The organism is Streptomyces palmae (genome assembly GCF_004684805.1).
Classification (GTDB): Bacteria; Actinomycetota; Actinomycetes; order Streptomycetales; family Streptomycetaceae; genus Streptomyces; species Streptomyces palmae.
This window is the reverse complement of sequence record NZ_SRID01000018.1, coordinates 25712-40159: the sequence shown is the minus strand read 5'-3', so window position 1 is coordinate 40159 and position 14448 is coordinate 25712. Positions and strand designations below refer to the sequence as shown.

The 14448-nt window shown below is 71.7% G+C and carries 12 protein-coding genes; 3 read left to right on the top strand and 9 right to left on the bottom strand.

The annotated features are described in order from the left end of the window. Positions 1-89: 89 nt before the first annotated feature. Both E4099_RS03855 and E4099_RS03850 read right to left on the bottom strand, forming a co-directional pair. Positions 90-479 (bottom strand): hypothetical protein, encoded by a 390-nt coding sequence (locus E4099_RS03855; RefSeq protein ID WP_135337480.1) that lies wholly within the window; start codon positions 477-479, stop codon positions 90-92. 153 nt (positions 480-632) lie between these two features. Beyond that, positions 633-1265, bottom strand: a complete 633-nt coding sequence (locus E4099_RS03850; RefSeq protein ID WP_135337479.1) for a DUF6415 family natural product biosynthesis protein — start codon at positions 1263-1265, stop codon at positions 633-635. Positions 1266-1397: 132 nt separating this feature from the next. On the opposite strand from E4099_RS03850, the gene E4099_RS03845 reads away from it, so the two are divergent. Both E4099_RS03845 and E4099_RS03840 read left to right on the top strand, forming a co-directional pair. Next, positions 1398-2741 (top strand): NsdA family TPR-like regulatory protein, encoded by a 1344-nt coding sequence (locus E4099_RS03845; RefSeq protein ID WP_245244579.1) that lies wholly within the window; start codon positions 1398-1400, stop codon positions 2739-2741. A gap of 223 nt (positions 2742-2964) precedes the next feature. Continuing rightward, a complete protein-coding gene (locus E4099_RS03840) occupies positions 2965-3618 on the top strand; it encodes a DUF5995 family protein (RefSeq protein ID WP_280923475.1) in 654 nt (217 codons plus the stop codon). Positions 3619-3840: 222 nt separating this feature from the next. Here E4099_RS03840 and E4099_RS03835 read toward each other — a convergent pair whose 3' ends face one another. The 5 genes from E4099_RS03835 to E4099_RS03815 all read right to left on the bottom strand — a co-directional run bounded on the left by E4099_RS03835 (position 3841) and on the right by E4099_RS03815 (position 10418). Then, entirely contained in the window at positions 3841-5547 is a 1707-nt protein-coding gene (locus E4099_RS03835; RefSeq protein WP_135337478.1) for a flavin monoamine oxidase family protein, read from the bottom strand. Between the two features lie 91 nt (positions 5548-5638). Next, the gene (locus tag E4099_RS03830) at positions 5639-6436 is read right to left on the bottom strand and encodes a carbon-nitrogen hydrolase family protein (protein ID WP_135337477.1); all 798 of its coding nucleotides are present in this window, start codon (positions 6434-6436) and stop codon (positions 5639-5641) included. Positions 6437-6954: 518 nt separating this feature from the next. Next, entirely contained in the window at positions 6955-8133 is a 1179-nt protein-coding gene (locus E4099_RS03825; protein WP_135337476.1) for a PRC and DUF2382 domain-containing protein, read from the bottom strand. Positions 8134-8225: 92 nt separating this feature from the next. Continuing rightward, positions 8226-8681 carry an Lrp/AsnC family transcriptional regulator gene (locus E4099_RS03820; RefSeq protein WP_135337475.1) on the bottom strand — a complete coding sequence of 152 codons (456 nt, stop codon included), beginning with the start codon at positions 8679-8681 and terminating at the stop codon, positions 8226-8228. Between the two features lie 258 nt (positions 8682-8939). Beyond that, complete coding sequence (locus E4099_RS03815) at positions 8940-10418, bottom strand: amino acid permease (RefSeq protein WP_135337474.1); 1479 nt, start codon at positions 10416-10418, stop codon at positions 8940-8942. Between the two features lie 426 nt (positions 10419-10844). Between E4099_RS03815 and E4099_RS03810 the strand changes: the two genes are divergently transcribed. Continuing rightward, positions 10845-11564: a DUF2637 domain-containing protein gene (locus E4099_RS03810; protein ID WP_135337473.1), complete on the top strand. Its 720-nt coding sequence runs from the start codon at positions 10845-10847 to the stop codon at positions 11562-11564. A 152-nt stretch (positions 11565-11716) separates the two neighbouring features. On the opposite strand, the gene E4099_RS03805 is transcribed toward E4099_RS03810, so the two are convergent. After that, the gene (locus E4099_RS03805) at positions 11717-13156 is read right to left on the bottom strand and encodes a GuaB1 family IMP dehydrogenase-related protein (RefSeq protein WP_135337472.1); all 1440 of its coding nucleotides are present in this window, start codon (positions 13154-13156) and stop codon (positions 11717-11719) included. Between the two features lie 184 nt (positions 13157-13340). Then, complete coding sequence (locus E4099_RS03800; protein WP_135337471.1) at positions 13341-14330, bottom strand: sugar-binding transcriptional regulator; 990 nt, start codon at positions 14328-14330, stop codon at positions 13341-13343. Between the last annotated feature and the right edge of the window lie 118 nt (positions 14331-14448).

The following is a 14448-nucleotide window of genomic DNA, read 5'->3' as shown; positions in this document are numbered from 1 at the left end:
GGGGCGAGGGGGGCCGCCTGGCGGCCCAGGGCAGGTGCTGGGAGCTGCGTCCGGTGCCAGGTAGCCGGGCTCGCGGCACCGGCCCGGCTTCAGGGGCGGTCGTGCGTGCAGCCGCCATGGCGCCGTATGTAGTGCAGGGTGCGTGCGGTGAGCCGACCGCAGCTCGGCATGGTGCAGCGCAGGCGCCAGGCGTAGTCGGCACGGCCGGGGTACGGCTCACGGGGCTCGTACCCGGCGTCCTGGACCGTCACCATGGCGCGCTCCGCCTCGGTCATCCGGCGCGGGACGACTGCCTCCACGAGGGTGGGCGCGTCCAGCGGATCTGCGGGCTCCGGCCCGAAGCCGTCGTCCAGGGTGGTGAATCCGCCCAGGAGCAGCCCAAGACTTTGCCACCTGGGGGTGCCTCCACGTTCAGCTTCAGTGGGGGATGCGCGGCGTATGCGTGCCGAAGGGCCGTTGTTCGGGGCGTTGTCGGACACTGCGTTCTCCCTTCGACGGACAGGTAGGTGGGGTGGGGAGCCCTGCGACGGGACAGGGAGGGCGTCGCAGGGCTCCCGCACGGCCCCGGGGGAGGTGAGGTCCGGGCCGTCTTCCCTGCCCTCGTACGGGGGCTCGGGCAGGGGGACTTGGGGTTATCGGTAGCGCTCCCAGACGCAGCCGCCGACGTGGTGGGCGGGCAACCAGCACACGTCTTCGGCATCCGTGATGCCCGCGTGGCAGTCGGGGAGCCGCACGAAGGTCACAGGTGACTCCGGCCCCCGCACCCATCGAGCCCACAGCGATTCGGTGGCAGAGAGGACATCCACCACGGCGTGGTGTTCGCCCACATGGCCCATGTCCAGATCACACCGGAGCGCAGGCGGAACCGCCCAGCCCGGCAACACCCCGGCCACCTCCGCCAGGTGCTTCGCCAGGAGAGTCACCGGCCACCCGCACCCCCGCGTCACCGCTGGGCCCTCCATCACGTTAGCGAGACCCGAGCGGTTCAACAGGAACTCCAACGTGTGACCCAGGTTGCGGACCTGATCGGCCGCGGACTGCAATCCCGGGCCGAGACCCTCGGCTACCTCGTACTGCACCGCGTTCAGCCTGGACGCCGCGCAGTACCACTCCACGGTGCCGTGGTTCATGGCGTCGATCCTGCGCCTCGCCAGCGGCTCCAACTGCACGATGAGCTTCAGCAGATGGGTGTGCAGGGCCATCAGATCTTCAATCCGAGGCGGTGCGGCCGGCATATCGGTCCGAGCGCTGTTCCACGTCGTCATGGGTCCTCCCCGAGCGGGTGATCCGTCCTCGCACTAGGCAACCGTCCGGCTACGGACAGCGCTACGGTGGCAACATCCAGGGAAGTCAAAAGCGCTAAAAGCTCCATCAGGACGCGGAGTTGGAGGGTTCACGTGCCGGAGCCGAACACGGATCTGAAGCGCCTTGTCCGCGAGACCGGGTGGACGCAGCGTCAGTTTGCGGCCCAGGTGAACCGCATCGGGACGGAGCGCGGGACTCCGAAGAGGTACAGCGGGCCGACGGTTCACCAGTGGATCAAGGGCCACATGCCCCGTGAGGAAGCCCGGCCGCTGATCCTTGAAGCACTGTCCCGACGACTGGGACGACCCATCACTCACGCCGACGCCGGATTCCCCACCCTCACGAGTGAAGACTCGAACGCTCGCCCGGGCATCAGTACCGTCGAAGGGCTGATTGATCTCGGGAGGCACGACGTGGACCCGTCCCGTAGGAGTGTCATCGGCGCGAGCCTGTTTTCCGTTGCGCTAACCGTCCCGGATTGGCCGGACGTAGTGGGACGTATGGAAGCCGCTCAAACGAGCGGAACTGCGCGCATGGGAATGCCGGAAGTGCACATGGTCGCGGCGATGACAGAGCGCATCTCCGAGCTTGACGACCAATTCGGTGGACGGCATGCGCGTCCCATGGCTGCCGCTTTCATGGTGAACACGGTCGCCCAGTACCTGAAGGCCGATGCGCCGGAGTCGGTCCGTAAGGCGATGATGTCGGCAGCGTCCGACCTTTGCTATCTCACGGGTTATATGGCCGTAGACGAGGGCTTGCACAGCCTGGCGCAACAGTACTACCTAAAGGCCTTGGAGCTTGCCGGTGCGGCGGAAGATCACATTACCTACTGCACCACGCTGCGGGGCATGAGCGTCCAGGCCGTGGACCTGGGCCATGGGCTAACAGCGATGCGACTGGCTGACGCCGCGGCGACCGCGTCACCAGCAGCCGGACCACGTATGCGTGCATTTATGGCTGGACAACAAGCGCATGCCGCCGCACAGACTGGTGACCGAACCAGGGCCCTCGCACTCCTCACCGAGGCAGAGAAAGCCACGGAGAAAGCGGAGTCCCGGGCGCGCACATTTGGCAGCTACGGCGCTTCCGATGTGGCCTATCACGCCTCACAAGTTCAGTACGAACTCGGCGATATCAAGGGATCTATCGCCTCCTTGGAGGAGTCACAACGCCTGCGCCCAAGCATTTACCGCCGGGGACGGATCCGCCATGGTGCAACCATGGCGGAACGCCAGCTGAGAATGGGGCACCTGGAAGCAGCTTGCGCCACCTGGCACGGCGCCCTGTCCGAGTTTCCACTGATCCAGAGCGGACGAGCAGATCAGCGCATCCGTACCATGTTTGCACTGCTCCGCCCGTACCGTAAGAATCCCGCTGCCCGGGAACTGTATGAACGCGCACGAACTGTCGCTCCCAACCTATGCGTTGCGTAGACGCACAGCTCAAGGTGAGTGTCAGCCGCGACCCATGCCGGGGCCAACGGAGTCAACCCATCGCGCCCGTTCGCCCGATCCGGGGAAGCGGGTGGTGCGTGGGGGACCCGGGCAGGGAGCCGCTGGAACGCTGGGCGGCGTGACCTCAGCCCAGGAGCAGATCCGCCCGCAGACCCCGCGACCAGGCCCTCCGCGGACCGCCGCCCGGGCACGGCCGCGCACCGTGGACCAGGTGCTGGACCGGATGCGCGCCATCGGCGCCGGCCTGCCGCCACGGGACGGAGTGGCGGTCTTCAACCAGGTGTACCTGTCGGTCACCGAGGAGGTCGACCGCCGGCTGGACACCGGCTACTTCGACGATCCGGCGCTCGCCGCGGAGCTGGACGTGCGGTTCGCGGACCGCTATCTGGCCGCGGTGGACGCGGCGGCGGCCGGGGCCCGGCCGCCCGCCTGCTGGCGGCCCCTGTTCCAGGCCCGGTCGCACCCCGCGGTGCGTCCCCTGCAGTTCGCGTTGGCCGGGATCAACGCCCATATCGGCCATGACCTGGCGCTCGCCCTGGTGGACACCTGCCGTGATCGCGGCGTCGAACCGGACGCCCTGGAAGGCGACTTCGAGCGGGTGGGCGCACTGCTGGCCGGCATGGAGGAGCGGATCCGGGAGGAGCTGATGCCCGGCCCCGACCTGCTGGACCTGGCCGATCCGCTGACCCATCTGGTGGGGGCGTGGAGCCTGGAGCGGGCCCGGGAGGCCGCCTGGGCCGCCTTTCGCGCGCTGTGGGGGTTGCGCGGACTCCCGGAGCTGGCCGAGGAGTTCGCCGAGCGGATCGACGCGGGCACCGGCCTGGTCGGCCGGTTCCTGCTCACCCCGCTGAACTGAGGGACCACTCCCCCGCCGAGCCGGGCCGCGGGCCGCTGCCGCGCCCCCACGACACGGCAGCGACCCGGGGCGAGGGCATCTCGGCCCGCCCGCGTCGCCACGGCACGCCCTACCCCTCGCTGCCGGCGCAGCCGCCCCCGGCGGCCCGCCCGCGCGACCACGGAGCCCCCGGTGGCCGCCCCGAGTCGATCGCGGCCGTCGTCGGCGCGGGCCGCGATGAGGTCAGTCCTCCGGCAGTTCGACCGGGGCGATGGTGTCGTACACGTCGCCCGGGCCGGGGTTGGTCGGGTCGGTCGCCCCACCCAGGTGGTGCATCACACCCCACACCGCGTTCAGCGCGGTCTGCACCGCGCCCTCGGCCCATCCCGCGGTCCAGGAGATGTCGTCGCCGGCCAGGAAGATCCCGCGCTTGTCCTCGGGCAGCCGGTCCTGCATGAAGTGGGTGAACAGCCGCCGCTGGTAGCGGTAGTGGCCGGGCAGGTTGGCCTTGAACGCGCCCATGAAGTAGGGCTCGTTCTCCCAGGAGACGGTGACCGGGTTGCCGATGATGTGCTTGCGGATGTCCACCCCGGGATAGATCTCCGACAGCGACTTCAGCATGACCTCCATCCGCTCGTTCGCGGACAGCGGCAGCCACTTGAGGCTGTCGTCGCACCAGGTGTAGGAGAGGCAGATGACCGCCGGCTGGTCCGGGCCGTTGTCCAGCAGGTAGGTGCCGCGGGTCATCCGGTCGGTGAGCGTCATCGACATGGTGTCGCGGCCGGTCCGCTCGTCCTTGTCCAGCCAGAACGGCCGGTCCACCGGCACGAAGAGCTTGGAGGACTCCATGTAGTGGGTGCGCTCCATCGCCGTCCAGTGGTCGATGGGGAAGAGCGAGTCGTCGCACTCGATCTTGGACAGCAGCATCCAGGACTGGGCGGTGAAGACCGCCGCCCGGTAGGTGCGGATGTCGCCCGAGGCATCGGTGACGGTGATCCGGTTGCCCGCGGTGCGGTGCAGCCGGGTGACCGCCGGGCGCGGCGCGCCACCGTGCAGCCGCGCCAGCGAGGTGCCCTGCTCCCAGTGGATGATCTTGCCGGGCTCGCGCTCCCACAGCCGCAGCGGCAGCTGCTGGCTGCCGCCGACGATGCCGCGGTGGTGGTCGTCGGCCTCGGTGTAGACGACGCGCAGGATCTCCAGGATGGAGTTGGGGAAGTCCGTGTCCCAGCCTCCGGTGCCGAAGCCGACCTGGCCGAAGATCTCGCGGTGCCGGAAGGAGGCGAACGCCTTGGCCTCGCACAGGAAGCCGTAGAAGGTCTGGTTGTCCAGCTTCTCCACCAGCCGCGCCCAGATCTCGCGGATGCGCGGCACGTCGCGCTCCCGCATGGCGCGGTTCATCTCGGAGAAGTCCGCGCCCTCCTCCAGGCAGGCGTTCCAGGCGTCCATCACGTCGCGGTAGACCTGCGGCAGGTCGTCGAGGGTCTGCGCGTAGTGCGACTCGCCCTTGAGGTCGACCACGGTGGACGGGGTGTGGGGGGCCAGCGGGTTGGGGAACGGCCTGGTCTCCAGGTCCACCAGGTCGAGGTAGTACTGGAGGGCGGTGGAGGACGGCGGGAAGCGCATCGCCCCCAGCTCGGCGGTCAGGCTCTGGTCGCAGCCCTCGAACCCCACGGTCCGCAGCCGGCCGCCGATCTGGTCGGCCTCGTAGACCACGGGCTTGAGCCCCATCTTCATCAGTTCGTAGGCCGCCACGATGCCGGACAGGCCGCCGCCGACGACCGCGACCTCGGTGCCGTGCTCGGTGGCCGGCACCTGGCCCAGGCCGGCCGGGTGCGCCAGGTAGTCGTCGTAGGCGTAGGGGAAGTCCGGGCCGAACATGGTGATCGGCGGCAGGCCGGCCGGCTGCTCGCCCTGCTCGTCGTGGGCGGCGGTGGGCACCGTGGACGTCATGGGGTACGGACTCCTTGCGGGGGTACGGCGGAGATCACCGGGCGGGGAGACCCGGCGGAGGTGACGGGGGTGGCGAAGCCGACCGGAGCGGTCAGGCGAGGGAGGTGTACAGACCGGGGCGGCGGTCCCGCAGATAGGGGTTGGCGGCCCGCGAGGCGGCCAGCAGCTCGGGGTCCACATCGCCGAGGACCAGCTCGGTGCCGCGTCCGGCGCGAGCCCGGGTGGTGCCGTCCGGGCTCGCCAGGCAGCTGAGTCCGGCGAACTCGAACTCCCCCTCGGGGCCGGTGCGGTTGACGTACGCGAGGTACATCTGGCTCTCGAAGGCGCGCACCGGCACCAGGGACTCGGGGACGAACCGGAAGGGGTCCATCAGGGCGGTGGGCACCAGCAGCAGGTCGGTGCCGGCCAGCGCGTGGGCCCGGACGTTCTCCGGGAACTCCACGTCGTAGCAGATCAGCACGCCGAGCCTCAGGCCGGCCAGCTCCGCCTGCACCACCGGGGTGCTGCCGGGGGTGAACCAGCGGTTCTCGAACTCGCCGAAGAGGTGGGTCTTGCGGTAGTTGCCCAGGGGGGCCCCGTCCGGGCCGATCAGCTGGGCCGCGTTGTAGACCGCGGCGCCCTCGCGCTCGGGGTAGCCGTACAGGATCGCCAGCCCGTGCTCGGCGGCGATCCGGGCCACCGCCTCCGCGCCGGGGCCGTCGGCCGGCTCGGCGAGCCGGTGCACACCCTCACCGATGGCGTACCCGGTGAGGAACAGCTCCGAGGTGGCCAGCAGCCCGGCGCCGCCCGCCGCCGCCTCGGCCGCCGCCTCCTCCAGCAGCCGCAGGTTGCCGGCGGGCTCGCCGGGGTGACCGGAGCACTGGAACAGGGCGGTACGCAGCGGCGGCATGGCAGACCTCGAACGGGACACGCGGGTGCGGGGACGTAGAGACCGTACGGTTCCACCCGAATGCCGGACAAGGCGCGACCCTTGCGCACCAAGCGCCTAATCGTTGTGCCGAGGGGCCACGGCGCGGCGATTCGTTGCACGGCGCCTCGGTGAGTGTCGTGCACCACACTCCGGAGCCGGGGGCCGGCCCGTGACGACGGCGCCGCGCACACCCCGCGGCGGGCGCCCGCAGCCACGACAGCCTGAAGCTCCGGCGCCCCCTCCCCCGGCCGGGGGCCGTCGCGCCGGTGCCGTGCCGGTCGCGTTCTCCTGTCCCGGTACGGGCCGTCGCCCGCGGCCGGGGCGGGCCGTATCCATCCGCCCAGCGCGGGGCCCCCTGGCCGATCGCGGGCCCAGGGGGCCTCCGGAGGGGTCTCGCGCTCCTCCCGGTGCCGGGAGGGCGTCCTCAGGCGTCCGCGGGGCCTCGGCGGGTCCGCCGCCGCGCGGTAGGGGTCTCCTTCCTGGGCGAGGGGTGCCGGTCAGGAGAACGGATCGGCGCCCTTGCCGCCGCCGAGGCCGAGGTCGCCCTCACGGGTGCCGCCGGTCTTCGGTGCGCCGGGGGTCTGGCGGGTGCCCCGGGTCCCACCGGCGGCGGGCCCCTCCTCCGCCTCGATCTCGATGCGCTCCCTGCGGACGTCGCCGCCGACCGTCTCCTCGGTCATCCGCTCCTCGACGCGCAGCCGCACCCGCTCCTTGGGCACCACCTCGGTGCGCACCACCGCGCGCTCCTCGTGCAGCACCATCTCGTCCTCGGCCTCGCTGAGCGCCCGGTCGCGGGTGCCCCTGACACGCTCGGCCTCACTGATCGGCTCCCGTTCCACCACCAGTTCCTCGTGCCGCAGCGGCACCCGGCGCTCCACGTGCTCGGTGTCGACATAGCGGTGCAGCCGAGCCCGTCCCGTCACGGCGGTCTCCACCCCGACCCGCAGCTCCTCCTCGGAACGCAGCATGGAGTGCTCGTGCTCGGTCCCGGGCTGCCATCCGGTCTTCCCGGCCGCGGTGGTGTCGCCGGTCCGGCCGGTGGGAGTCTCCCCGGCCATGCCCCGGCCGGCGTTCATACCGGTCCCGGTGCCCTCGGCGGCTCCGGGCGTGCCCAGGCCCGCCCCGGGGTAGGGTTCGGCCGCCCCGGCGTCCAGGGTGTCCTGGCCGTACGCGGCCTCCTGGCGGCGTTCGGCGTCCTGGCCGCGCTCCGGGTACCGGCCGCCTTCGGTGTCCTGCCCCCGGCCGCCGCGCGCCGACGCGGAGGCGGCGGAGGCCGCGCCCATGCCGCCCGTGCCCTCCGTGACGGTGCCGCCCGTCCGACCGGTGCCCCGCTCGCCCACCGGGCGGTCGGCGGCTCCCCAGTCCATGCCGTAGTGGCGGTACAGCTTGCGCTCCTCGCCGGCCGAGAGGTGGCCGCCGGCGTCCACGGCGACATGCGGCGCTTCCTTCACCTTGTCCTTGGTGAAGGGCACCTCCAGGCGGTCCTGGACCAGAGTGGCGTCATGTACGGGGACAAAAGACTCACTCAACCCGAAGAGCCCGGTACGGACGCTGACCCAGTCCGGCTTTCCGGTGACGTCGTCGAGGAAGACATGTCTGGCATTCCCGATCTTGGTGCCCTCCGCGTCATAGACCGGATGATCGAGCACCTCCGGGATCTGCTCCTTGGTGATCACTTCGCCCTCCTTCGATCGCTGAGATCCACCGATCGGGTTACCGGCACCCCGGCAACAAAACGAGGGAACGGCGACGTGTCCCCAGCCGGCCGCTACGCCGGCGCGCCCGAGGAGAAGCGGCGCAGCAGCGGTGAGAGGACCAGCACCGACTTGGTGCGCTCCACGAAGGGCTCGCCCGCGATCCGCTCCAGCACCCGCTCGAAATGCCGCATGTCCGAGGCGTACACCTGCACCAGGGCGTCCGCGTCACCGGTCACCGTGGAGGCGGAGGCCACCTCGGGGTAGGGGGCCAGTCCGCGCCGGATGTCCTCGGGCGAGGTGTTGTGGCGGCAGTAGAGCTCCACGAAGCCCTCGGTCTCCCAGCCCAGGGAGGCGGGGTCGACCCGGACCGTGAAGCCGGTGATGGCACCTTCCGCGCGCAGCCGGTCCACCCGCCGCTTCACCGCGGGCGCCGACAGCCCGACCTCGCCGCCTATGTCGGCGTAGCTGCGCCGCGCGTCCTCGGCGAGGGCATGGACGATGCGTTCATCGAGTTCGTTCAGTCGCACTGCGGGTGGATCACTTCTCTGCTGTCCGGGTGCCCGGCGGGGCGGGGTACGTGGTGGCCGGTCGGCGGGGGTGACACGTGCCGTAGACGAGTAGACCACACCGCCCGACGGCTCCCGAACACACGCCCGAGGAGCGGCGCCGGGGGCTCGGTGACCGCGCGACCGGCCGCGGGCGGTCCCGGCCGGCCGGCTGACGGCGCGCGGTCGACACCCCGTCATCGGCGCCGGGCCCGCCGGCGCGCCCGCGGTGGGGCGGCGCTACTCGGCCGCCGCGCCGGTCGGCTGGGCCAGCTGGGAGCGCCGGATGCCGTAGGTGAAGTAGACCACCAGGCCCACGGCCATCCAGCCTCCGAAGACCACCCAGGTGACGGTGTCCAGGCTCTTCATCATCCAGACGCACATGACGAAGCCGATGGCCGGGAAGAGCGGGGACAGCGGCACCCGGAAGGTGCGCGGCATCTCCGGCCGGGTGCGGCGCAGCACGATCACCGCGATGTTGACCAGCGCGAAGGCGAACAGGGTGCCGATGCTGGTGGCGTCCGCGAGCTGCCCCAGCGGAACGGCCGCGGCCAGCCCGCCGCAGAACAGCGAGACGATCACGGTGTTGGCGCGCGGGGTGCCGGTGCGCGGGTGCACGGTGGAGAAGACCTTGGGCATCAGCCCGTCCCGGGACATCGCGAAGAGTATCCGGGTCTGCCCGTAGAGCACGGTCAGCACCACCGAGGCGATGGCGATCACCGCGCCGGCGGCCAGCAGCACCGCCCAGAAGCTCTGCCCGGTGACGTCCTTCATGATGCCGGCCAGCGCGGCCTGGGAGCCGCTGAACTGCTGCCACGGCAGGGCGCCCACCGCCACGGCGGCGACCAGGCAGTACAGCGCGGTGACGATGACCAGCGAGAGCATGATGGCGCGCGGCAGGTCGCGCTGCGGGTTCTTGGCCTCCTCGCCGGCCGTGGAGGCGGCGTCGAAGCCGATGTAGGAGAAGAACAGCGTGGCGCCGGCGGCGCTGACCCCGGCCATGCCCATCGGCATGAACGGCGCGTAGTTGCCGGCCCGGATGCCGGTGTAGGCGACGCCGCAGAACAGCAGCAGCGCCGCGATCTTCACGACCACCATGACGGTGTTGACCCGGGCGCTCTCCTTGGCGCCGCCCAGCAGGAAGCCCATGGCCAGCAGCACCACCAGCAGGGCCGGCAGGTTGAAGGTGCCGCCGTCGCCGGGCGGCGCGGCCAGCGCCTGGGGGATGGTGACGCCGATGGTGCCGTCCAGCAGCTCGTTGAGGTACTGGCCCCAGCCGACCGCCACGGCGGCCACCGAGACGCCGTACTCCAGGATCAGGCACCAGCCGCAGACCCAGGCGACCAGCTCGCCCATGGTGGCGTAGGTGTACGAGTAGGAGGACCCGGAGACCGGGATGGTGCCGGCCAGCTCGGCGTAGGACAGGGCGGAGAACAGCGCGGTCACGCCGGCCAGGACGAAGGACACCACCACCGCGGGCCCGGCGTCGGGCACCGACTCGCCCAGCACCACGAAGATTCCGGTGCCCAGGGTGGCCCCGATGCTGATCATGGTGAGCTGCCACATGCCCAGCGACCGCTTCAGGGTGCCGCCGGTGCCCCGGCCGCCCTCGGCGATCAGCCGCTCCACGGGCTTGCGCCGGGTCAGCCCGGCGCGCAGCCCCTGGCGCCGCGAGGTGCGCGAGTCGAGGACGGGCGTGGGCGCGCCATGGTCCGGCATGGGGGGTGGCTCCTTCGTGGTGCAGCCGCTCGGGCTTGTCTTTCCACGGCGGCGAAGCACGACGAGCACACCGGGCGTGGCAGGGCCACGCTGAAGGGAGACCGCCGAGCTGACGGCCTCCGTCACTCACACGTACAGCGCTCGACCCACGGGGTGGGTGCCGCGCTCGTAATAAACATTATTGCGCATAGCCATACGAACGTTGCGCACACGGGCCGCGCACGGCGAATCCTTGCAAGCCCCCCATCGATGCGATGCGGCACGAGTTCACCCGAATGCAGCGATACGCCATCTTTTCGGCCGTCGTTGGTGTGGACGTGACGACGAGAGACAGGACGAGAGAAGGCAGCCTGCGGACCGCACCCCACCGCCCCATCGACCCCGGCGCCGGCATGCGCCGCACCACGACGGAACCAGGCGCATAACATGACCTATCCCCCTCAGAGCGAGGGCGGCTTCGGGCCTCCCTATTCCATGGGCCATACCGGCGTGCCCGACGACCGGCTGGGCTTCACCACCGACTACGACCTGCATCCCCTGCCGGACCCGGAGACCCTGGAGGGCCGCTGGGACCTGGAGGACGACCTGGCCCGGCTGCTGCAGAGCTCGGTCGAGGAACCGGTTCGCCAAGCCGAGCCGATCCGTACGCACCACGCCTCCACCCGGGGCCGCGGCCGGCGCCGCCGGGTCCGCTTCCGCCTGCCGACCATGCCCTGGTTCGAGCTGCTGTCGCTGGTCTTCGCGGCCTTCACCGCGCTCATCGTGGCCATGCTGAGCGTGCTCGGCGGAATGATCTCCTACGGACCGCTGCGCTTCCTGGCCACCCCGACCACCACCGCCTCGCTCGCCGGCTGGTGGCCGCTGCTGGTCTACGGACCGTGGCTGGTCGCCTCGCTGTCCGTGCTGCGCGCCGCCCTGCACCACCGCGGCGCCGGCCACTCCTGGGCGGTGGTGGTGCTGTTCTCGGGCATCGCGGTGCTGCTGTGCGTCGCCCACGCGCCCAAGACGCTGCCCGGGGTGGCGGTGGCCGCGCTGCCACCGCTGGCGGCCCTGGTCTCCTTCCACCAGCTGGTGCGGCAGCTCACCCTCACCCGGCCGCCGCGGCACGCGCTGCCGCGACCGCGCAGCCCGCAGCAGCGCGGCTGAGCCCGCTCCAGACCCCCTGGGAACGCCGGTGGCCCCGGATCCGTACGTCGACGGATCCGGGGCCACCGGGCTGTGCGAGGGGCGGGCCGGGCCGCGGCACGGGAGCGGGCCCGCGCCGGGCCGGTGTGCGGGGCGGCGGCCCCGCGGCGGGTTCAGGACCAGCTGGCGTGCAGCGGCTTGCCCTCCGCGTAGCCGGCCGCGCTCTGCACGCCGACCACGGCCCGCTGGTGGAACTCCTCCAGCGAGGCGGCGCCCGCGTAGGTGCAGGAGCTGCGCACCCCGGCGATGATCGAGTCGATCAGGTCCTCCACCCCCGGCCGCACCGGGTCCAGGAACATCCGGGAGGTGGAGATGCCCTCCTCGAACAGACCCTTGCGCGCCCGGTCGTAGGCCGACTCCTCGGCGGTGCGGTTGCGGACCGCGCGCGCCGAGGCCATCCCGAAGCTCTCCTTGTACGGGCGTCCGTCGGCGGTGTGCTGAAGGTCACCGGGAGACTCGAAGGTGCCGGCGAACCAGGAGCCGACCATCACGTTGGAGGCACCGGCCGCCAGCGCCATGGCGACGTCCCGGGGGTGCCGGACCCCGCCGTCCGCCCAGACGTGCTTGCCCAGTCGGCGCGCCTCGGCGGCGCACTCCAGGACCGCGGAGAACTGCGGCCGGCCCACACCGGTCATCATCCGGGTGGTGCACATGGCGCCCGGGCCGACACCGACCTTGATGATGTCGGCGCCCGCCTCCACCAGGTCGCGCACGCCCTCGGCGGCGACGATGTTGCCGGCCACGATCGGCACCTGCGGGTCGAGGGCCCGCACCGCCTTCAGGGCGTTGATCATCGACTCCTGGTGGCCGTGCGCGGTGTCCACCACCAGGGTGTCCACCCCGGCGTCCAGCAGTGCCTTGGCACGCCCGGGCACATCGCCGTTGACGCCGACGGCGGCGGCGATCCGCAGCCGGCCGCGGGCGTCGGTGGCCGGGGTGTAGAGGGTGGCGCGCAGCGCGCCCTTGCGGGTGAGGATGCCGGCGAGGCGGCCCTCGGCGTCCACCGCGGGGGCCAGCTTGCGGTGCGCGGCGTCCAGGCGGTTGAACGCCTCCCGGGGGTCGATGTCCGCGTCCAGCAGCAGCAGCTCACGGGACATGACCTCGGTCAGCTGGGTGAAGCGGTCCACGCCGGAGAGGTCGGACTCGGTGACCACGCCCACCGGGCGCCCGCCCTCGACCACCACGCCGGCGCCGTGCGCGCGCTTGGGCAGCAGCGCCAGCGCGTCGGCCACGGTGGAGTGCGGGGTGAGCACGATCGGGGTGTCCAGCACCAGGTGCCGGCCCTTGACCCAGCTGACCACATCGGTGACGACATCGATCGGGATGTCCTGCGGGATCACCACCAGACCGCCGCGGCGGGCGACCGTCTCGGCCATCCGGCGGCCGGCGATCGCGGTCATGTTGGCCACCACCAGCGGAATGGTGGTGCCGGTGCCGTCCGGAGTGGAGAGGTCCACGGCCTGCCGGGAGCCGACCGCGGAGCGGCTGGGCACCATGAACACATCGTCGTACGTCAGGTCGTACTGCGGCTTGATGTCGTTCAGAAAACGCATGCTAACTCTCTCACCTGCGGTGTTGCCGTATGAGCGGGCGGGGAGTCAGCTCAGAACCACCTGGTCCGACTGTGGCTCCTGGACCCATCTTCCACCATGCGCCGCCCGATTCGGCCCCCTCGCCGTACTTTCCGGGCGTTCGTCCGAACACCGGTGCCACCGCCTGTGTCTTCTCCCAAACCCCCTACGCCCCGTCGGGGTCCGCGCGGTCCAGTGCCGGGCGGGGACCGGGTCCGGTCTCCCGCAGCAGGAAGTCCGCCGCGGCGGTGTCCGTGACCAGGCTGGTGACCAGGCCGGAGCGGAGCACCGCGCCGATCGCCGCGGCCTTGCGCCGGCCACCGGCGATGGCGACCACCTCGGGGATGCGGCGCAGCCGGTCCGCCTCCACCGTGATGCACCGCTCGCCCAGGTCGCGGCCGATCCGGCGGCCCTCGGCGTCGAAGAGGTGCGCGGACATCTCGGCGGCGGCCCCCAGCGAGGCGTAGTGGGCGCGCTCCTCGTCGCTGAGCATGTCGTACACCGTGGAGATCCCGGCCTCCCAGGATCCGATGGACACCGCGGCCACGGTGACCTTGTCGAAGTACTCGAAGGCCCGGGCGATGCCGGTCTGACCGCGCAGCGCGGCGGCGGTGGCCGGATCGGGCAGCAGCATCGGCGCGTAGATCGGGTGCGCCTCGCCGCCGGAGACCGCGGCGGCCCGCCGCACCGCCTCGACCGAGCCGCGCTCGGCGGTGCCCGCGTCGTACACGCCGGTCAGCTGGACCACGGTGCACGGCGGCAGCCGGTGCAGGGCCGCCGCCATGTGGATGGTGGAGCGGCCCCAGGCCAGCCCGAGCACATCGCCCTCGGTGACCAGCTCACCGAGGAGGTCGGCGGCCACCTCTCCGAGGTTGTCGGGGTCCGGGCCGTCCTCCTGGGCGTCGGCCGGGGACTCCACGACCACCGCGTGCCGCAGTCCGTACCGCGCGCGCAGCGCGTCCGAGCGTTCGGCGTCCAGCTCGGCCGGCACGCGGATCTCGATGCGCACCAGATCGCGCTCGAGCGCCGTCTCCAGCACCCGCGCGACCTTGAACCGGCTGACGCCGAACTCCTCGGCGATCTGGATCTTGGACTTGCCCTCAAGGTAGAAGCGGCGCGCCATGGCAGCCGCCTGCACCAGTTCGGCGGGTCCCATCCGCGTGGCTGAACGGCCGCCCGTCGACACCGCGGTCTCCTCACTGTCTGCGTTCTTGGCTCACCGTCATCCTGTCAGATACGGCGGCGCCGGATCGCCCTTCAGTGCCGTCCGTTCA

Excerpts from the sequence above, each read along its gene's own strand:
- E4099_RS03850 (WP_135337479.1), bottom strand. The coding sequence starts at position 1,265 with ATGACGACGTGGAACAGCGCTCGGACCGATATGCCGGCCGCACCGCCT.
- E4099_RS03835 (WP_135337478.1), bottom strand. The coding sequence starts at position 5,547 with ATGACGTCCACGGTGCCCACCGCCGCCCACGACGAGCAGGGCGAGCAG.
- E4099_RS03830 (WP_135337477.1), bottom strand. The coding sequence starts at position 6,436 with ATGCCGCCGCTGCGTACCGCCCTGTTCCAGTGCTCCGGTCACCCCGGC.
- E4099_RS03815 (WP_135337474.1), bottom strand. The coding sequence starts at position 10,418 with ATGCCGGACCATGGCGCGCCCACGCCCGTCCTCGACTCGCGCACCTCG.
- E4099_RS03810 (WP_135337473.1), top strand. The coding sequence starts at position 10,845 with ATGACCTATCCCCCTCAGAGCGAGGGCGGCTTCGGGCCTCCCTATTCC.
- E4099_RS03805 (WP_135337472.1), bottom strand. The coding sequence starts at position 13,156 with ATGCGTTTTCTGAACGACATCAAGCCGCAGTACGACCTGACGTACGAC.
- E4099_RS03800 (WP_135337471.1), bottom strand. The coding sequence starts at position 14,330 with ATGGGACCCGCCGAACTGGTGCAGGCGGCTGCCATGGCGCGCCGCTTC.